At 60.7% G+C, this 18,131-nt stretch carries 19 protein-coding genes; 3 read left to right on the forward strand and 16 right to left on the reverse strand.

The genetic code is table 11. The features are described from left to right. On the reverse strand, positions 1-189 hold a 189-nt coding region (locus tag ACT6QH_RS09985; RefSeq protein WP_444974682.1), incomplete at its 3' end, for a bile acid:sodium symporter. 253 nt (positions 190-442) lie between these two features. Next, entirely contained in the window at positions 443-1,408 is a 966-nt protein-coding gene (locus tag ACT6QH_RS09990) for an XdhC family protein (RefSeq protein WP_444974683.1), read from the reverse strand. A 400-nt stretch (positions 1,409-1,808) separates the two neighbouring features. Between ACT6QH_RS09990 and ACT6QH_RS09995 the strand changes: the two genes are divergently transcribed. The 3 genes from ACT6QH_RS09995 to ACT6QH_RS10005 are packed head-to-tail and all read left to right on the forward strand — an operon-like array spanning position 1,809 to position 5,509. Next, positions 1,809-2,816 (forward strand): iron ABC transporter substrate-binding protein, encoded by a 1,008-nt coding sequence (locus tag ACT6QH_RS09995; protein ID WP_444974684.1) that lies wholly within the window; start codon positions 1,809-1,811, stop codon positions 2,814-2,816. Between the two features lie 9 nt (positions 2,817-2,825). Then, the gene (locus ACT6QH_RS10000) at positions 2,826-4,427 is read left to right on the forward strand and encodes an ABC transporter permease (protein ID WP_444974685.1); all 1,602 of its coding nucleotides are present in this window, start codon (positions 2,826-2,828) and stop codon (positions 4,425-4,427) included. A gap of 20 nt (positions 4,428-4,447) precedes the next feature. After that, positions 4,448-5,509 (forward strand): ABC transporter ATP-binding protein, encoded by a 1,062-nt coding sequence (locus ACT6QH_RS10005; RefSeq protein WP_444974686.1) that lies wholly within the window; start codon positions 4,448-4,450, stop codon positions 5,507-5,509. Between the two features lie 23 nt (positions 5,510-5,532). Here ACT6QH_RS10005 and ACT6QH_RS10010 read toward each other — a convergent pair whose 3' ends face one another. The 14 genes from ACT6QH_RS10010 to fghA form a co-directional block, all read right to left on the reverse strand. Further along, a complete protein-coding gene (locus ACT6QH_RS10010; RefSeq protein ID WP_444974687.1) occupies positions 5,533-5,706 on the reverse strand; it encodes a hypothetical protein in 174 nt (57 codons plus the stop codon). Positions 5,707-6,036: 330 nt separating this feature from the next. Next, positions 6,037-7,020 (reverse strand): 2Fe-2S iron-sulfur cluster-binding protein, encoded by a 984-nt coding sequence (locus tag ACT6QH_RS10015; RefSeq protein ID WP_444974688.1) that lies wholly within the window; start codon positions 7,018-7,020, stop codon positions 6,037-6,039. A gap of 2 nt (positions 7,021-7,022) precedes the next feature. Then, entirely contained in the window at positions 7,023-7,358 is a 336-nt protein-coding gene (locus tag ACT6QH_RS10020) for a non-heme iron oxygenase ferredoxin subunit (RefSeq protein ID WP_444974689.1), read from the reverse strand. 37 nt (positions 7,359-7,395) lie between these two features. Beyond that, positions 7,396-8,175, reverse strand: coding sequence for an SDR family oxidoreductase (locus tag ACT6QH_RS10025; RefSeq protein ID WP_444974690.1), 780 nt, complete (start codon positions 8,173-8,175; stop codon positions 7,396-7,398). After that, positions 8,176-8,775, reverse strand: a complete 600-nt coding sequence (locus ACT6QH_RS10030) for a flavin reductase family protein (protein WP_444974691.1) — start codon at positions 8,773-8,775, stop codon at positions 8,176-8,178. Further along, complete coding sequence (locus ACT6QH_RS10035) at positions 8,765-10,054, reverse strand: styrene monooxygenase/indole monooxygenase family protein (protein WP_444974692.1); 1,290 nt, start codon at positions 10,052-10,054, stop codon at positions 8,765-8,767. Before ACT6QH_RS10035 ends, ACT6QH_RS10030 begins: the two co-directional genes overlap by 11 nt. Positions 10,055-10,058: 4 nt before the next feature. Then, complete coding sequence (locus ACT6QH_RS10040; RefSeq protein ID WP_444974693.1) at positions 10,059-10,562, reverse strand: nuclear transport factor 2 family protein; 504 nt, start codon at positions 10,560-10,562, stop codon at positions 10,059-10,061. Continuing rightward, on the reverse strand, positions 10,559-10,909 hold the full coding sequence (locus tag ACT6QH_RS10045; RefSeq protein WP_444974694.1) for a hypothetical protein: 351 nt from the start codon (positions 10,907-10,909) through the stop codon (positions 10,559-10,561). The genes ACT6QH_RS10040 and ACT6QH_RS10045 overlap by 4 nt, the downstream gene beginning before the upstream one ends. 10 nt (positions 10,910-10,919) lie before the next feature. After that, positions 10,920-12,131 carry an aromatic ring-hydroxylating oxygenase subunit alpha gene (locus ACT6QH_RS10050; RefSeq protein WP_444974695.1) on the reverse strand — a complete coding sequence of 404 codons (1,212 nt, stop codon included), beginning with the start codon at positions 12,129-12,131 and terminating at the stop codon, positions 10,920-10,922. Positions 12,132-12,143: 12 nt separating this feature from the next. Beyond that, on the reverse strand, positions 12,144-13,442 hold the full coding sequence (locus ACT6QH_RS10055; protein WP_444974696.1) for an acetamidase/formamidase family protein: 1,299 nt from the start codon (positions 13,440-13,442) through the stop codon (positions 12,144-12,146). A gap of 28 nt (positions 13,443-13,470) precedes the next feature. After that, positions 13,471-14,235, reverse strand: coding sequence for a SphA family protein (locus ACT6QH_RS10060; RefSeq protein ID WP_444974697.1), 765 nt, complete (start codon positions 14,233-14,235; stop codon positions 13,471-13,473). A 275-nt stretch (positions 14,236-14,510) separates the two neighbouring features. Further along, complete coding sequence (locus ACT6QH_RS10065; protein ID WP_444974698.1) at positions 14,511-15,170, reverse strand: response regulator transcription factor; 660 nt, start codon at positions 15,168-15,170, stop codon at positions 14,511-14,513. Beyond that, positions 15,167-16,678, reverse strand: coding sequence for a PAS domain S-box protein (locus ACT6QH_RS10070; RefSeq protein WP_444974699.1), 1,512 nt, complete (start codon positions 16,676-16,678; stop codon positions 15,167-15,169). The genes ACT6QH_RS10065 and ACT6QH_RS10070 overlap by 4 nt, the downstream gene beginning before the upstream one ends. Before the next feature lie 591 nt (positions 16,679-17,269). Next, positions 17,270-18,106, reverse strand: coding sequence for an S-formylglutathione hydrolase (fghA, locus tag ACT6QH_RS10075; protein ID WP_444975135.1), 837 nt, complete (start codon positions 18,104-18,106; stop codon positions 17,270-17,272). Positions 18,107-18,131 lie beyond the last annotated feature (25 nt).

Here is an 18,131-nt window from a genome sequence, read left to right on the forward strand (position 1 = left end):
GCTTTCCACCAGCTTGCGGGTGGAGAGGGAGACGCCATAGAGGAAGAAGACAATGGCGATGCCCCAGCTGGCGGCCTTGTCCGCATGCAGAGGGCCACCGGAGACACCAAGCTGCGGCCACAGCAGGGCGAGAAGAACCACGGCGACAAGCGCCGGCAGGAACGGATCAATTTTCAGACGGGCAGACATCGGCTCAGACATATCGGCAGGAAGCAGGGCTCCGGACCATCACGCCGAAAATGGCCCCGGAAAATGTGCAGCCGGCCATCAGCCGGCTCGGGCCATGCCTCATGCCACCTTATGCGCATGCGACCCTGGCCCAATGCGCGGCAACCTGAGAAACGGGCCTCTGCAAGCTGCAACGCCACCATCTGTAATGGCTCGGCCACATTGCGCCAGGACCATCGCGCCGTCAACTGCGAAGCGTGCTTCGCATTGCCTTTCAAGCCCTGTACCCCGCATTTTTCACCCGCTCTTGCGCCGTGCGCAGGACATTGGCCTCATCAATGATTTCGGCCAGAACCGAGACGGCCAGCGTCCGCGGATCACGCGAGGAGGGAATAAGCCCGATGGGCCCACGGATGCGCGCCAGATCCACCTCCTCCACACCCGTTTCATACAGCCGCGCCAGCCGCGTGGCCTGCGTGGCACGGCTGCCTTGCGCACCAATATAGAAGGCCGGTGTAGAGAGCAGATATTTCAGGATCATCGGCTCATGGTCATGATCGTGATAAAATAGAACCGTGGCGCAATCGGCATCAATGTCCAACGCGTCCAGCTCGCTCACGCGCTGCAAGCGGCGCACATCGCAGCCCAACACCTGCGCCGCCTTCAGGCTGTCCTCCTCATGAGAAACCAGAAGATGTTCAAAGCCCAGACTGCGCACCAGACTCGCGAAGAGTGACGCCTCCGGCCCCGCCCCGAAAATGACGAAACGCACCGGAGGCCGGAAACCGATCGTGAAACCTTCCCCCTGCGGACCCGTCAACTGATACGCTTCCAGACTGAGCCGCCCCTCTGCCGAAACATGCAGCGCCACCGCCTTCCGGGCCCGGCGCGCCGCAACAAGGCGCGCGAGAATATCCGCATCTCGGATCAGGAACAGATGCACCTCAATGGCCCCGCCGCAAGGCAGGCGCATATCCAGAAAGGGCGAGCCCACGCCATAGCGCACATGCCGGCCCTTCCCCGTGCCGCGCACCTCCCGCGCCTGCAACACAAGATCGGCCTCGATACAGCCTGACGACAGCGCGCCGACATATTGTCCATCCGCAAAGATGGCCATGGCCTCACCCGCGCTGCGATAGGCCGGCCCATGGGTCGCTTCCAGCAATGCGATCACGACCCCATCGCCGCTGGCATGGGCCGCCTCCCACGGGTCCATCAGGGCCGGATGAACGCCGTCCATATTCATCTGCATAGGCTCAACCTGAAATTCGAATGTATACATTCAATATAACACGGAAAATACGCAGCCCGCCCTGGAATGAGGCGGGTTTGCCGGCCTCCTCCCGCCCTGCGAACCGTGCCATTCAGAACGCACCGCGCCACGCGCCCGGCACAGTCCACCCCGGAAAGATTCTAATATATACAAAGATAGAAACTGATTAGAATGATTCAAAACTGCAAATTACACGCCGATCTGCACATCAAAAACAGATTATAGACTTCACTTCCACTGAAGACACGCTACATTTCATGTGCATTTCAAACATTGTCCGGCAAAAACAGGGCTGCGACAACACAGCCCTGAGACACGCATGCCCCAGAGCACGCTTCCGCACCGGAACACAGATATGGAGCGCCCCATGAGGAAAAGCCTGCGCATGTCTTTGCTGGCCCTGACCAGCCTGGCCATCAGCCTGCCGGCCTTCAGCCAGATGGCTGCGGCCGATGAAATCACCATTTATTCCGGCCGTGGCGAAAGCTTCATGGCTCCGCTCATCAAGAGCTTCGAGGAACAGACGGGCATCACCGCCAAGACCCGCTACGGCTCCACGGCGGAACTCGCCGCGCTGCTGCGCGAGGAAGCCGACAAGAGCCCCGCCGATGTGTTCATTGCGCAGGATGCCGGCGCGCTGGGCTCCAACACAGATCTGCTGGTCGTACTGCCGGATGGCCTCTTCGAGGAGCAGTTGCCGGCCTTCCGCGCCGAGGACAAGAGCTGGGTTGGCACCTCTGCCCGCGCCCGCACTCTGGCCTATTCCTCCGAACGGCTGAAGGCCGACGCCCTGCCCGCCTCCGTGCATGATCTCGTCAAGCCGGAATGGAAGGGCAAGGTGGGCTTTGCCCCGCGCAACGCCTCTTTCCAGGCCTTCCTCACCGCCATGCGCGCCACCGAAGGTGAAGACAAGGCCCGCGCCTTCGTACAGGGCCTGAAGGATAATGGCGCGAAAACCTACGCCAACAATGTCTCGCTGATTCAGGCCATTGCCGATGGTGAAATCGACGCGGCACTCGTGAACAACTACTATCTGCCGCGCTTCAAGGCGCGTGATCGCAAGTTCCCCGTGGAGCAGATCTTCTTCGAGAAGGGCGATATTGGCAACCTGCTGTTTGTCGCCGGCGCCGGCGTGCTGAAGTCCTCCGGTGAAAAGGACGATGCGCAGAAGTTCGTTGAATTCCTGCTTTCGCCTGCGGCCCAGCAATATTTTGTCTCCACCGTGGGTGAATATCCGGTGGTGAAGGGGGTCATCCCCAACCCGGCTTTGGGCGCTGTGGCCAATCCCGAGGCCGCAGCCCCGGACGTGAAGCTGGATGTGCTTTCCGACACCGCCGGCACAAAGAAGCTTCTGACGGAGCTTGGCCTGCTGTAAGAGACAGGCATGATTGCCTCTCGCGCCACAAGCGGGGCCCGCCCCCCATTGTTTCTCACCCTTCCGGCCTTTCTGGCCGGAGGGGCCATGCTTGTGCCTCTCATCTATCTGCTGGTGCGCGCCTCCAATGTGGAATGGAGCGAGCTGGCCCTCTTATTGTGGCGGCCGGCCACGGCGCAGCTTCTGGCGAACACGCTGGCGCTGGTGGTGTGCGTGCTGGGGCTTTCCACCCTCATCGCCCTGCCTTTGGCGCTTCTTGTCACGCGCTATCGCATCCCGCTGCCGGGGCTGTTCAGCGCGCTGTTCACCCTGCCCCTCGCCATTCCCGGCTATGTCATGGCTTATGCGCTCATCGGCCTTTCTGGCTATTATGGGCCGCTGAACCAGTTTTTCGGCCTGCGCCTGCCGCGGCTGGAAGGGCTGACAGGCGCTTCTCTGGCGCTGGGGCTTTATGTCTTTCCCTATCTGTTCCTGAATTTGCGCACCGCACTGGCGGCGCTGGACCCGGCGCTGGAAGAAAGCGCCCGTAGCCTTGGGCGCTCACGCCTTTCCACTTTTTTCAGCGTGGTTCTGCCTCATCTCAAACCAGCCTTTCTCTCCGGCTGGCTGGTGATCGCGCTCTATACGGTGGGGGATTATGGGGCCATCGCGCTGATGCGCTATGATGTGTTCTCATCCGCCATCTACAATCAATATGCTGGCGCGTTTGAAGTCTATTATGCTGCCTGGCTCTCTTTGATGCTCATGGCGCTGGCCGCCTCCTTCCTGCTGCTGGAAGCCTGGGCGGTGCGCGGCACAAGGCTTGCGCGCAGCGGCACAGGAGCGGCCCGGCCCGTTCAGCGCCGTCCGCTGGGGCGCATGGCCATTCCCGCTGCCCTCTTTATCGGGCTGGTGCTTCTGGCTTCTCTGGGCGTGCCTTTTGGGGTCATCCTGTTCTGGCTGCTGCGCGCGCCGGTGGATCTGGACTGGGCCGGCATTGGCCATTCCGCCCTGCAAACCCTGGGTATTGCCGGGCCGGTTGCGCTCATCGCCATGGCTGGCGCACTGCCCGTCGCCCTGCTGGCGGCGCGCCATCCCGGCCGCATCTCCTTTCTGTGCGAGCGTCTGGTCTATCTGGGCTATACCGTGCCAGCCCTGCCTTTTGCGCTGGCCATGGCCTTTCTCTCGCTCTCGGCCCTGCCCTTCCTCTATCAGAGCATGGGCCTGCTCATTGCCACGCTGGCCCTGCACTTTCTTGCGCTGGCTATCGGGCCGGCCCGTGCGCGGCTGCTTCAGCTCGGCCCAAGGGTGGAGGAAGCGGCGCGCGCTTTGGGCTGCGGGCCGATGGAAGCCTTCTCCCGCGTGACACTGCCGCAGCTTGCGCGCGCGCTGATCGCCGGCGGGCTTCTGGCCTTCATGGTGGCCGCGAAAGAACTGCCCATCACCTTGCTGCTCTCACCCACCGGCACCCATACGCTGGCCATGAATGTCTTCTCGCATACCACTGAGGGTGCTCTTTATGATGCCGCCCCCTATGCCGCGCTGATGATTGTTTTTTCCGGCCTTTTCATCGGCCTTGTCCTCGCCCGCCCGGACAAGAACGCCAGCGGCGAAAGCCGCCTCAATGACTGACCCCGCCTCAGGCCCGATTCATGCTTCAAACCACGCCGCCCGCCGTCGCCCCCCTGCTCTCCCTTTCCGGCCTCACCAAATGTTTTGGTGATGTGCGCGCCGTGGATGGTGTGCACCTATCGCTGGCGCAGGGGGAAATTCATGCCCTTATCGGCCCTTCAGGTTGCGGAAAATCCACCCTTCTGCGGCTTGTCTCCGGCTTTGAGCGGGCCGATGCAGGGCGCATTGAAATGGCCCATGAAGCCATTGGCCATCTGCCGCCTGAGCGGCGGGATATCGGCATTGTCTTTCAGGATTATGCGCTCTTCCCGCATCTGACGGTAGCCGGCAATATCGGCTTCGGCCTCAACCATCTGCCGCGGGCCACGCGGGAGGCTCGCGTGGATGAGCATATGGCCATGCTGCATCTTCAGGGGCTGGAACAGCGTTATCCAGCAGAACTTTCCGGCGGGCAGCAACAGCGCGTGGCTCTGGCCCGCTCACTGGCGGCGCGCCCGGCCATGCTGCTGCTGGATGAGCCCTTCTCCAATCTGGATGCCTCGCTGCGCGAAGCGGCCCGGCGTGACATGCGGCTTCTGCTCAAAACCCATGGCATTTCGGTGCTGTTTGTCACCCATGACCGGGAAGAGGCGCTGTCTTTCGCAGACCGGGTGAGCGTTCTGCGTGCTGGCCGGCTGGAGCAGGCCGGCCCGCCGGAAGAGCTGTATGCCCGTCCGGCCAATGCCTTTGTCGCCAGCTTTCTGGGGCAGACCAATCTTCTCTCAGGCAAAGTGCCCGGCGCTGCACCCGGCCGACAGGCGCTCACTTTTCTGGGCCCACTGGAACTCGACCGCGATGAGCCCCCCGGCCCTGTCACCCTTTCCCTGCGGCCGGAAGCCCTGCACCTGGCCCCGCTTGCGCAGGATGCCCCGCGCTTCCGGGTGCGGGAGCGGATTTTCCGCGGCTTTGCGACAACCTATGTGCTGACCACAGCAGAGGGCCAGGAATTGCAGGCCCTGGCCCCCAGCCATGCCTCCGCCCTGGAGGGAGAAGAGGTTGGCCTGATCCAGATGGCTCCGGCAGTGGTGGTAGAACGCCCCTAGCGCAACAGAGCTGCGCTGGTCCTCTACAGAATATCCACCACCCGCCCGGACATATCGACAGCACGGACCCGGCATCCGGGATGATTGCGGGCTGTCTGCTGCATGGCCACCTGAATATTCGGCGTGAGATTCTGCACCATCATCACGGTGGTCCAGTTTCCGGTCTTGTTCAGATATTGCACCTGCACCTGATCCATCGCCGATCTCGCCCCCAATATTCAGAAACCACCAGCCATGCCGGCCTCGCGAAAAAAGTTGGCACAGGCGCCTGAACCTTCCACGCGTTGCTGGCGATAGCGATATCCGGCAACAGTGAAAATGTCTCGCCCATTTGTGACATTCTGCATGGCCCCTCTTATCGCATGCCTCATGACATGCCCGCACGGCTCAGCGCTTTGGGCCGACAAAAAAGGGGGGCCGCCCAAAGAGCTGCCCCCTCTCGCCCGAACATTGCGGGCAAGGATCGCACACAAAGACCGTCCGCGCCTTCAAACCCGGCAAATCGCGCGGCTCAGCATGAAAGCGTTTCAGAAAAAGCGATCAAACCGCACACGGCTGGCAGGTAACCCCTGCTGCCGCACCAGCCACTCTTCCAGGGCCTGCGTCATCGGCGGCGGGCCAGCACAGTAATAATCATAGGCGTCAATGTCTGCATGTAGATGATTTTGGGCCACCTCATGCAGAAAACCTCGGGTGAGCCCATCCACATCTTCCTCAGAAAGCGCCGGCCTATAGACAAGCCGCTCATCCAGCCCCGTCATGGCCCGAAGACGCGCCTCATCCAGAATATCCCTGCGGGTCCGCCCGCCATGGAAAAAGATGACCCGACGGCGATCCGCCGCATTCTGCGCCACGCCGCGCGCAATGGACACCATAGGCGCAAGCCCGGAACCGCCCGCAAGGCACACAATATCCCGCTCACCGGGTTGCAGGGTGGCCAGCCCGAAGGGGCCATCCAGCGTGACCTCTTGCGGAGGCGCATCAAACAAGGCGTTGCTCATGCGGCCCTCAGGCACGCGGCGCACCATCACCTCCCACTCGCCGACCTCATTGGGGCAATTGGCCAGAGAATAAGCCCGCTCCACGCCCGCCGCCCCGCTCACCATCACATACTGCCCAGGCATGAAATGCGCCGGCTCTGCGGTGTGAAAGCGAAAGCTGCGAATATCGTGCGTCACCTCCATCACGCCCACAAGGCGGGCGCGCAGACGGCGCGGCGACACCGGAGGAACACAGGCCGGGTCCAGCCGCAACTTCACGGTGCAATCACCCTGCGGACGACACTGGCAGGCCAGAACCCGCCCCTTGCGCCTGTCGCGATCAGAAAGAGCCGGCGCATCCGGCCACATATTCTCAACCGCCCCATCCACCACTTCCACCTTGCAGGTGCCGCACCCGCCTGCATTGCACTCATATGGCAAACCAAGACCCGCCCGCAGCCCGGCGCGCAACAAGGTGTCATCGGCGGCGCATTCATAACTTGCACCGCCCGCAATAGTGATCTGCGCCATGATTACTCCTTCAGAAACAGGCGGCCGTCACGCTCTTCAAAAGCGTGTACACGCAGGGCAACGGTGCAGGGCGCGCCACAGGGCTTTCCCGTGGCCAGCTCAAAAGCTCCGGCATGCCAGGGGCATTCCACAATGCCCTCTTCCACATCAATCTCCCCCTCGGCGAGAGATGCCTCGCCATGCGTGCAGGTATCATCGGTGACATGGAAACGGCCTCCCACGCGGAATACGGCCAAGGGCGGACGCCCCTCCAGCTCCACACGCAGCGCGCCATCTTCCGGCACCTCATCCATGCGACACAGGGCGATGTCCGCGGCCATCAGGCTGGTCTCTGTCATGTGCACCTCTCCCTTTTTCTGTTGTCTCACCGGCAGATCATGTCGCCGCGCCGGAGCGGCCCTCAGGGCCAAGTGCGAGATAACCGCCATCCACCGCCAGCGTGGTGCCCGTGATGAGGGACGCGCGCGAAGACAGCAGGAACCGAATGGCTTCAGCCACTTCGTCCGGGTTCCCAACCCGTCCAGTCATGTGGAAAGGAGCCGCAATGGCATTAGCTTTCGCCCGGTCTCCGCCAGCCATCGCGGCGATGGGCGCGGACCAGGTCCAGCCCAGAGCCACGGCATTCACGCGGATGCCTTCTCCGGCCAGATCCAGAGCGGCATTACGGGTAAGCTGTTCCAAGGCGGCCTTGGTGGCGGGGTAAACCCAGCGGCCGCCCTGAGCAACACTGGCGGAAACGCTGGTGACATTCACCACACTGCCACCACCTTGCGCCGCCATGTGCGGCCGGCAGGCCCGGATCATGCCCGCAGCACCAAACACATTCACATCAAAGCTGCGCGCCCAATCCGTCCGGGGAGAATCCGGCCCGTGATCGGCATAGCAGGCGGCCGCATTCACCAGATAATCAATGCGCCCGAACCGCTCCATCGTCACGCGGACCACATCCGCAATCCCCGCATCGCGGGTGACATCGGTGGGGTGGAACAGAGCCCGCCCCTCCAGCGAAGCGACACATCGCGCACCGCCGGCTTCATCAATATCAGCCACCATTGTCCGAGCGCCGGCGGCGACAAGCGCCTCCACAACCGCAGCGCCCAACAATGTGGCTCCGCCCGTTACAATGGCGACCTTGCCGGAAAGATCCTCCTCCATTCACGCCTCCACCGCAGCGGAAGCAGGCGCTGTCGTGGATGACGCCGCCATGCTCGCCAGAGCCATGGGCCAACTGCGCAACACGCCATTGCAGAAAACCAGCGCATCCGCGCCATCACCCTTGCGATGGCTCAGCACCCGTCCCAGCAGAATGATATGATCGCCAGCCTCCACGACCTGTTCCTGGGCACATTCGAAATGCGCCAGACAGCCGGGCAAAAGCGGGGCCTTGCCAGCCCCATGGGCCACATCAAGGCCCGCAAAACGATCCTCCACCGGACGGGAAAAGCGGGAGCACAACTCCTCCTGCTCTGCGGAAAGCACATTCACCGCAAAATGCGAGGCATTGCGGAACAGTTCCAGCCATGGCGAACTGCGCGCGAGGCTCCACAACACCAGAGGCGGATCAAGCGAGACGGAGGAGAAGGAGTTGATGGTCAACCCCACCCGTTCTCCAGAGGGCGCCGTTGTGGTGACCACACAGACGCCGGTGGCAAATAGCCCAAGAGCGCGGCGCAGGGTGCGGCGAGCCTCTGCGGCCGCCGCCTCCGGCGTGAGCTCATGTGACGCTGTTTCAGACGGCATGATTTCACGCGACATCAGCACACTCCCCGTGACCTGCCGCCCCCGTCTTTTCAGCAATGAGGGCGCGCGCGGCGTCCAGATCGCCAAGAGCCGGCCAAAAATCCGGAGGATTGTTGAAGTTGCGACAGAAACCATCCGCAATCGCCTGAACCTGCGAGGCCGCCCCGAGCAATTCCTGAATGGGCGGTGTCGGCGGCTTCAACAGAGCATTGGTAAAGGCTGTCGTATACTGGCCCGATGTTTCCCAGAAGCCATTGAACAGCTCTTCCATCCATTCCCGATCGAAGGGCTTGTCGCCATGCGCCACGATCGCTTCCAGATAGGCCTTCACCATGCGGTTGGTATTGTTGGCCCCCTGCCCGGCAATGGGGTCATTCAACACCACCGCATCGCCAATGCCGAAGACAAGCCGCCCAGAAGGCAATGTCCCCACCGGCTTGCGGATCGTCGGCGTAAAGCTGCCCTTGAGCCAGGCGTTGGCATCGGCCAGCTGCATGTCATCCGGCACATGCTCGGCCTGGTCGGGCGTCAGGCGCTTCACGCAGGTGCGCACGGCCTCCAGCATCTCGGCGCCATCCTTGGCCTGCTGGAAAATGTCCATGGGGCCACCGGGAACCGCCTCGAACAGATAGCTGCGACACTCGCCACGGGTGTGCGTGTAGAAAGGCAGGGAGAAATATTCACCCGCGCCGGCAATAAAGTTGAAGCGCAGGGGACGGAACGGGATCTCCCGCCATGGCCGGTCTCCCGTCAGGTTCGAGCCTGTCACCAGAACCGCGGCCAGAACGCGGGGCGGCGTTTCATGCGTCGAGCGCGCGGCATCCCGCTCAAACAGGCTGGAAATCGCCCCCTTGCCGGCCGCCACGATGGTGAGATCATTCTCCGCCGAAATTCTGTCCAGATCCGTCAGGGAAATGGACTGGATTTCCAGCCGCCCGCCCCGACGGGAAAATTCATTCATCCAGCGATGAAACTTGGTGCGCTGATCCAGCGCCTGCCCGCGATTGTCGCCCAGCCGCCCCTGTACACTGAGCGCCACGGAGCCATCCGGCCCACGGAAATCAACGTGCATCCCCTCACCATAGGGGCACAGATCTTCCCAGAAATTCAGGCACAGTTCGCGCTCAAGCTTCAAGGAGCTTTCGAACATGAAGGCCGTACTGGCCATACGGGCGTGTAAGACCTGCTCCGCCGTGCGGTCGGAGTAGAGGGTCACGTCATAACCCTTGTCGATCAGGCCGAAGCCGAGCAGCAGCCCGCCCTGGCCCCCACCGATGATGGCGATCTTGCGCATGGTCTCATCCTTGTATTTCTGAGGGGCATGGCCGGATGCGAAATCCGGGCATGTGAGGCGTGACGAGAGGCAGATCCAGCGTCACCTTCGCGAAGCGCCAGCCTTCCGGCGTCTGCCGCAAGCGCGCCTCATAGGTGCCGCCCAGAAAATGCGCCACGGGCTCCGCACCAGGCTGTTCGGTGATTTTCGACAGCTCCCACAACCACCAGCGGCAACTTGCGCCAGCCCCATCGGGATCAATCTCCACAATGGGGGAGGTCATGTAGTGCAAGGTCCACACAATGGTTTCGCGGGCGATGCGCGACAGCGCGTCCACAATCTCGTCCCGGCCCTGGAAGCGGCCGAAACCGGCCGCCTCCCATTCTGCATCTTCAGTGAACAGGCCCGTGAAGATCTCCGGATCATTCCGCCTGTCCGCCCCAAGGGCATAGCGGCCAACCAGATTACGAATGGCCTCGGCACTTTCCAGCCGCGCCAGCCGCTCTTCCAGCCGGCCCGGCCCACTCATGCCGGCACCTTGCCATGTTCGGCGACAAAGCGGCCTTCATCGAAGCTGTAGGGCACCTTCGGCGTTCCCCGATACAGCTCCACATGCGGCGCCACTTCTGCAAGAGAAAGCGCCATCCAGAAAATCGGCTTGGCTTCAGTCGGAATCTGCCCAAGCGGATACTGGTCCACATAGTCCAGAATTTCCGGCATCCGCGGCAGGATGGCATCGTAAAAGGCGCGCAGCTCCTGCGTGGTGGAGTGATAGCGCTTCTGCTGGCGCTCATCCTGCGTGGGCAGCACCCAGCCGGAGAAGGGAGCCAGTTCGGCGAAGGCCGCCGGAAGAGTCTTGTCGATCTGCGTGGTCATCTGTACCCCCTCACTCGGCAGCCATATATTCTTCGATGGCGTGGTAGCCGTGGCGGATCAGGATTTCGTCATCCTGTAGGTGCATCACCTTCTTGGCGCCGGATTCGAGCGCGGCCTGGGTGTCTTCCATGGTCGCGGTATCCTCCAGCCAGGCATTGCGCTGTAAAACCTGAGAGAATTCCTGCGCCCACACTTCCGAATTGGTCTTGGGTTGCGGCAGGTAATAACGCCCCTCCCAACGGGTGCGATTGTGCGAGAGTGGCCAGAACTGGTGCGTGAACCAGATGCCTTCAGACACATGCAGCAGCAGGTTGGGGAACAGCACCGAAAGCTCGAAGGAGAAATCCGGCCGGCGTTCGGGGTTGACGCTCGGCGGCAACATGGATGCACCGCGATTGGTCACCAGCGAGGCCCCGGTAATGTCATTGGCCAGCTTGGCCACCGGCTTTTGCTCGCCATTCATCGACAGGCAAACCGCCGTGGTCCGGTGGGGGCCAAACAGCTGCACATTCTCCAGCCCCGAAGAGAACACATTGGGGAAGGAGCCCGCATGAATGGTGGCGACGTGATACGCCTCCGCGAAGGCGTCATGCGCCACCTTCCAGTTGCATTCCAGATCTGTGTAGTAAGAGTAGCAGCGCGGCATCTGCTCATAGGGATAATCGCCCAGATGCACGCCCATGCCACCGAGGAAATCCGCCAGGCTCTGGGTGCCTTCCGCATCCAGATTGATGAAGACGAAACCGGCCCAAACATCGGTGCGCACTGCGGTCAGGCCATTTTCATGCCGGTTGAAGCAGGCGTGGAACTTCTCCTCCTCCGGCACGGAAACCAGATCGCCCTTCGCATCATAGACCCAGCCATGGAAGCGGCAGGTGACCACGGCCGCCTTACTGGAGCCGAAGGTTTCGTCGCCACTTTCCACGATCACCTTGTTGCCGCGATGCGAGCACACATTGTGAAAACTGCGGATTTCTCCATCCTTGCCCCGCATGAGGATGATGGAAGTATGGGCAAAGGCCAGCTTCTTCACCTTGAAGTCACCGGGCTTGGGCAATTCTTCCACCCGCGCCACCTTCAGCCAGGTTTTGCGGAACACCTTTTCCATCTCCGCATCAAAGAAGGAAGGCGAGATGCAAGGCTCGACCGGAATAGGTCCGGTACCGAGATCCGGATAAGCACTGGCCCACCTGGTCTTGTTTTCAGACACATTCGCAGACATTGGACGTCCTCCTCAAAGTTCGTATTGCGCACGTACGAGATGCGCGATGCCGAGCCGCTCCAGAATGGGCATCGGACACAGGAAGGTGACGCGCACGACACCCGGCAAACGGCTGATTTCAATGGAGCCAGTGATGGTTGCGCGGTTCAGGATCTCGTCATATGGAAGGCCGGTCACAGCAGCGGCGCGTTCCAGGCCATTCTTGGTGGCGTCATTGAGATTGGTGGCCGAGCCAATGAAGGTGATGGGCCCGTTTTCCTCAATCTCGATCTGGCCATAGCGCGCGCCCAGCGCCTTCACAGCCTGCTTCTGGGCGGCCGTCATCGGGCGCGCCATGGGGGGCAGGTCCTCAAGGCGTTGCAGCAGGATGGGCCCGTCAATGGCCAGTCCCTTGATGACCTCCACCTGAATTTCCGTTTCACCGGAAACATCCGTGGCATGGCCAGCTATCTCGCCATTGCCCTGCTGGGCGTGCATATCCCCCATATAGATGCCGGCCCCCTTCACCTTGACCGGGCAGATCAGAATGGCGCCCTCACGCACGGAGTTGGTGTCCATGTGCCCGTCCGTCTTGGCCGCAGCGAGGGCTTCGGCGGTCATGGCGTATTTGTGTGGGGCGTCGATCAGGAAGGCGCCAAAATCACCTGCATTGTGTGAATCCGGCAGATCGGCTGATGGCGTCGTGCCGATATTGCCCAGGAAGGGCTGCATGTGCGCCGCAAGGCCAGAAATATCAGCATGTGCCAGCGTGAGAATGGAATGCTGCTGGGCCTCATGCGGCAGCAGGGCAAATTCCTGCGCATGAGAGGCCAGTTCTTCGGCCACCTGCTTGTTCACCGTCAGGCTCACGCCCGCCTCGCGATCCAGGACAATGACATAGCCATTGGATACGCGAAACGCGTTCACTTCCGAGCCACACACATCACAGTGAATGGCATCATCTCCAATGCCTTCCACATGGCTCGGCGGGCTCATGGTGCCGCAGACCGGGCACAGCTTGGCCACGAAGGGATCGCCGCGATAACGCCCCTCCACAAATTCCATCACGCCAGATGAGGTCGCCAGGGAGGTCACCCGCATGCGGTTGATCTTGATGGCCACCGCATCCCCGACTTCCGCCCCCTCCACAGCCACAGGCTGGGTCACTTCATGGCCACCCTCGAATTTGGGAGTAATCATCGGCCCCCAGCAGCCCGGCGGGGTGCCTGTGCGAATGGTGCCGCCATCCGCCACCGGCCCAAGCATGGGAACGGACGGTCCTACAATACCGCCAGAATAAGAGAAAACCTCAATCACGGACGCAGCAGCCATGGTCTTCGCTCCAGATTGTTCAGAAATTTCAAAATGCGGCGATAATTTTCAGCCAGACTTTCTCGCCTTCCGGCCGGTTCTCAACCGCGAATTCTTTTTGATACTTCGCGATGGCTGTCAGATTGCCGGAGGTGTAGGAGATTTGCGGCCCAAGCGCGAAAGCCTGCCCTTCAAACCCGCCCAACACCGCGCCTGTTCCACGGTCTGGCGTGACCTGACGATACGCATAACCACCAAGACCCACGGCCAGCGGACCAAAATGCTTTGCAAGCGTGAAATCCGCATGCAACTCCTGGCCGGATAGATAGTCCGTCGCCATGTTTTTTGTATTGATGTCATACATAATCTTGGCGGAGACTTCGTATCCATCCTTATTCAGCCAGGTGAAGGCGAATACAGGCGTGAATGTCCAGTAATTCCGTCCGGGATTGGCCAGAGAGTTTGCATCATATCGCCCGGTTGGCAAAGTGATGTCGAAGCCCGTCACAATGTGCCAATCCCCGAAGTGCCACCCCAGAATGAAAGGATCAATAATGATATCGCCAATGCCGGTGGAGTTGTTCGTCATTCCACCCATGGTGACATCCACACTGGCGATGGGCAGAAAAGCATGCATGGCCCAGGTGCCACCAAGGATCTGCACATTACTCACATAAACGCCACGAAAAACAGTTGCCGCGACAGTCGCGTTAAAATCATTAAATGCCGGGAAGCTGTTCTGGAAATTATTGGCTGTGTAATACTGGTTATAGCTCATCAGGTAAAAGCCGGGCGGTGGCAATGCGCCGGCCATGAACCCTTCCGCGCCATTGGGGTAATTTCCACCACCGCTTTCCGTGGCCTGCGCCACATCGGGCACCCCACACGCAAGGACAGCCGCAATGCTGGCCCCGAGAAGATAACGCGCTGTGTAAGACATCGTACCCCCAGAAATCCGGCTGGCCATGATCTGGCCTATTCGCCTCGCCCGTCCTGTCTCCGGGCTTTCTGGAATTACGATAAGAAAAGCTTAGCCTCGCCCTCAATTGGGGGGAATCGCATATCTCTAGGGGTTTTCCCTAGGTCGTCTCAGGTTCTGTTTGGCCCTGAGAGCTGCACCCCAAAGACAAGCTGCACAATTTTGGCCAGACTATCCGCCCCCAGCTTCTGGCGAATATTGCTGCGGTGCACCTCAACTGTCTTGGAGCTGATGCCCAAATCATGTGCAATCTGCTTTGTTTGACGCCCTTCTATCAAAAGATCAAGCACATCCCGCTCTCGCGGAGAGAGCGACAAGAGGCGTTCAGCACGCCGGGAACTCTCTTGCGCCGCAGCAAAAACCCGGACACCTTCCGCCAGAGCGGCCTGAATCGTATCCAGCATGACCTGATAATTGAAGGGCTTCTGGATGAAATCAAATGCCCCGTTTTTCAGCGCCCGCACAGACATCGGCACATCCCCATGCCCTGTCATGAACACAATGGGCAAGGGCACGCCCTGCTCGGCAAGGTATTTTTGCAGGTCAAACCCGCCCATCATCGGCATTCGCACATCCAGAACCAGACATCCAGGACAAGTGCGATCATACATTTCCAGAAATTCCGCAGCACTGGCGCAGAGCTTCAGGTGACAACCCACGGATTCGAGAAGAAATCGCAAGGAGCTGCGCACAGCATCATCATCATCCACGATATAGACGACAGATTCCCGCGCCGCCCCGCGCGGCTTTTGAACATGAAGCGCGCTCATGCGTGGCCTCCCATTCTCTCCGCACCCTCCAGCTCCGCGATTGGCAGAGCAACATGAAATACCGTACCGCGATCCCCCGAGGTGGCCCACATATGCCCGCCATGGGAATCGACAATGGAACGGCACAGGCTGAGCCCAATGCCCAGCCCCGTTTTCTTGGTGGTGTAAAAAGCGTTGAAAATCTGATCCGGATTCATACGCGGCAAGCCATGCCCACGATCCGCAATGGAAATGCGCACCGCGAGAGGCAATCTGTCCGTGGAAATGCGCAAGCGCCGAAGGGGATGCGCCGTTTCCGCCATGGCTTCAATCCCGTTGAAACCAATATTCAGAAGCACTTGTTCTATAAGAATCTGATCCACCACCACCTCAAGCGGGGCAGATGAGAGCGCATACTCCATTTCCACATCAGCCCGCTCCGCTTTCAGGTCGATGAAAGGGGCCACGTCGCGGACAATCGTGTTCACGTCCGCCAACTGACGCTCCGGCACATTCCGGCGGGTGAAATTGACAATAGACCCCATGACCTTGCCCGCACGCTCGGCTTGCTGAGCGGCCTCCCGCAACACCTCCAGCATGGCGGCCTGATCGAAACAGCCACCTTCCAGCCGATGAATGCAGCCCCCCAGATAATTGCTGATGGCCGCAAAAGGCTGGTTCAGCTCATGCGCCAATGCGGAGGCCAGCTCCCCCATCGAACGACAACGCGCCACATGCTCCAGATCCCGTTCGCGTTCACGAGCCATGCGCTCGGCTTCAAGGCGCGCCGTCACATCCCTGAAATTCACGAGGATGCCGCCAATGTCCGGCGCATCCGTCAGATCCTTCACAGTGGCCTCATGATGCCGCCACGACCCATCACGATGCAGAATGCGGTAAGCGGCATTGCGCACCCCGCCCGGCCCATCTGCACGGGCATGGTCCAGCGCCAATCGCAAACGGGCCATATCAGCCGGGTGAATATAGCTCAGCGCATTGCGGCCCGTGGCCCGGCGCTCATCATACCCCAGCACAGTGGCGATTGAGGGCGAAACATAACGCACCTGCCCATCCTGCCGCAGAATGGCGATGCCATCAGAAGAATGTTCGATCAGCCGACGAAAGCGGGCTTCGCGAGAGATCAGCCGCTGCTCATAACGCTTGCGCTCCCGCACATCGCGAAACAACGCAAGAACAAGCTGCTGCCCCTCTACCCGGATCAGCCGCAGCGTCACTTCCACGGGAAAATCCTCACCCTTGCGGGGGCGAATGATCCATTCAAACGTGTAGGCACCCTCCTGTGCGGCGCGGTGCACGCAGGCCACCACCTGCCCCACATCAAAGCGGGCGTCATCCGGGCTGATACCCACCACCGTCATGCCCAGCAGCTCGGCCCGGCTGTAACCCGTGAGCGCCTGAGAGGTGCGATTGGCTTCCAGAATATGTCCATCCCGCGGATCATGCAGGAAGATCGCATCGCTCGCATGTTCAAAGGCCGCACGGTAATGGCTATCGGAGATCTGGTACATGGCCGGCTATTCCGATCGGGAACCGTTGCAGAAACACCTTTCTGCAACATCTGCGCCTGCAAGACGCCTGTTTTCAAGTCACAAATTCAGAATGCCTATAATTTAGGCCGCAGATCTCATGACAAAGACAGGCTCATCACCCGAGACGAACCGGGTGCGGAAGGCACATATCTATGCTGCACATGCCAGCCCGACAGCCGGCACCACCGCGCGCGGCCATGAAGCAGAACAGGCCCGAAAACCGGCCGGCACATCTGGTGAGGGGCCTGCGAAGCCCGCATTCATCCAGAGCCAGCCCTTTTGCGCCCCATTACGATGCCAGGTGATGCAACAGCCATCACCTCCGGCAAAAATATACGTTTTCATCTTGGCGTTCCCTTGCCCCGCTCATGTCCCACATGCTTCTGGCCTTCAGCCAACAGCCTGCGGGGTGCCTTGTTTTGGCGCGGAGTCTCATTCTTTATGCAATGGACCGGACAGGAAGAAAAGACAGTCTGCGTTCCTGACCACGCGCAGCCTGCTGGAAAGCCTGTAAAATCCATAAAAAAAGCCGGGCACAAGGCCCGGCTCTCCTGTTCATGTCACCACCCGTTACGCCCCCAGACGAGCCGCGTGCCAGAGCAGGTGATCCTCCATGAAGGTGGAGATGAAATTGTAGGAATGGTCATAGCCGGGGCGCATGCGCAACTCCAACTCGATCCCTGTTCCCGCACAGGCCTCCACCAGATGCTGGGGCATCAGGCCGGTCTTGAGGAAGGAGTCCGCATTGCCCTGATCCACCAATATGGCCGGCACATGCGCACCATCCTCAATCAGCAGGCAGGCATCATAATCACGCCATGCCGCCTCATCAGCCCCGAGATATTTCTCGAAAGCCGGGCGCGACCAATCCGCCACAGAGGGCTTCACGATCGGCGCGAAGGCCGAAACCGAGCAAAAGCGATCCGGGTTCTTCAGCGCAATGGTGAGCGCGCCATGCCCACCCATGGAATGGCCGAAAATGCCCTGCCGCTCCATATCCGCCGGGAAATGCGCGGCGATGATCTCCGGCAGTTCCTGTGTAACATAGCTGTACATGCGGTAGTTTTCGGCAAAGGGCGTTTGCGTGGCGTCCAGATAAAAGCCCGCACCGGAGCCGAACTGCCAGTTATCCTTCTCATCCGGTACGCCATCGCCGCGCGGAGAGGTATCCGGCAGCACGATAATGAGGCCCAGCTCGGACGCCAGCCGGCGATATTCACCCTTGTCCATGCAGTTGGCATGGCTACAGGTGAGGCCGGAAAGATACCACAGCACCGGCAGTTGAGCCCCCGTTTCATGCGGGGGCACATAGACGGCGAAGGTCATGGGGGTTTTCGTCTCCCGCGAAAGATGACGATAGACCCCCTGAATGCCGCCATGCGCCAGCGAGGTGGAGATGGTTTCCAGTTGCGTGGAAGCGTTATTCATCTCG

The organism is Haloleucobacter albus, from assembly GCF_052492075.1.

What these genes read in the sequence shown, in the direction of transcription:
- ACT6QH_RS09990 (WP_444974683.1), bottom strand. Translation starts at nt 1,408, where the DNA reads ATGGACGGCGTTCATCCGGCCCTGATGGACCCGTGGGAGGCGGCCCAT.
- ACT6QH_RS09995 (WP_444974684.1), top strand. Translation starts at nt 1,809, where the DNA reads ATGAGGAAAAGCCTGCGCATGTCTTTGCTGGCCCTGACCAGCCTGGCC.
- ACT6QH_RS10000 (WP_444974685.1), top strand. Translation starts at nt 2,826, where the DNA reads ATGATTGCCTCTCGCGCCACAAGCGGGGCCCGCCCCCCATTGTTTCTC.
- ACT6QH_RS10005 (WP_444974686.1), top strand. Translation starts at nt 4,448, where the DNA reads ATGCTTCAAACCACGCCGCCCGCCGTCGCCCCCCTGCTCTCCCTTTCC.
- ACT6QH_RS10010 (WP_444974687.1), bottom strand. Translation starts at nt 5,706, where the DNA reads ATGGATCAGGTGCAGGTGCAATATCTGAACAAGACCGGAAACTGGACC.
- ACT6QH_RS10015 (WP_444974688.1), bottom strand. Translation starts at nt 7,020, where the DNA reads ATGGCGCAGATCACTATTGCGGGCGGTGCAAGTTATGAATGCGCCGCC.
- ACT6QH_RS10020 (WP_444974689.1), bottom strand. Translation starts at nt 7,358, where the DNA reads ATGACAGAGACCAGCCTGATGGCCGCGGACATCGCCCTGTGTCGCATG.
- ACT6QH_RS10025 (WP_444974690.1), bottom strand. Translation starts at nt 8,175, where the DNA reads ATGGAGGAGGATCTTTCCGGCAAGGTCGCCATTGTAACGGGCGGAGCC.
- ACT6QH_RS10030 (WP_444974691.1), bottom strand. Translation starts at nt 8,775, where the DNA reads ATGTCGCGTGAAATCATGCCGTCTGAAACAGCGTCACATGAGCTCACG.
- ACT6QH_RS10035 (WP_444974692.1), bottom strand. Translation starts at nt 10,054, where the DNA reads ATGCGCAAGATCGCCATCATCGGTGGGGGCCAGGGCGGGCTGCTGCTC.
- ACT6QH_RS10040 (WP_444974693.1), bottom strand. Translation starts at nt 10,562, where the DNA reads ATGAGTGGGCCGGGCCGGCTGGAAGAGCGGCTGGCGCGGCTGGAAAGT.
- ACT6QH_RS10045 (WP_444974694.1), bottom strand. Translation starts at nt 10,909, where the DNA reads ATGACCACGCAGATCGACAAGACTCTTCCGGCGGCCTTCGCCGAACTG.
- ACT6QH_RS10050 (WP_444974695.1), bottom strand. Translation starts at nt 12,131, where the DNA reads ATGTCTGCGAATGTGTCTGAAAACAAGACCAGGTGGGCCAGTGCTTAT.
- ACT6QH_RS10055 (WP_444974696.1), bottom strand. Translation starts at nt 13,442, where the DNA reads ATGGCTGCTGCGTCCGTGATTGAGGTTTTCTCTTATTCTGGCGGTATT.
- ACT6QH_RS10060 (WP_444974697.1), bottom strand. Translation starts at nt 14,235, where the DNA reads ATGGCCGGCGCATTGCCACCGCCCGGCTTTTACCTGATGAGCTATAAC.
- ACT6QH_RS10065 (WP_444974698.1), bottom strand. Translation starts at nt 15,170, where the DNA reads ATGAGCGCGCTTCATGTTCAAAAGCCGCGCGGGGCGGCGCGGGAATCT.
- ACT6QH_RS10070 (WP_444974699.1), bottom strand. Translation starts at nt 16,678, where the DNA reads ATGTACCAGATCTCCGATAGCCATTACCGTGCGGCCTTTGAACATGCG.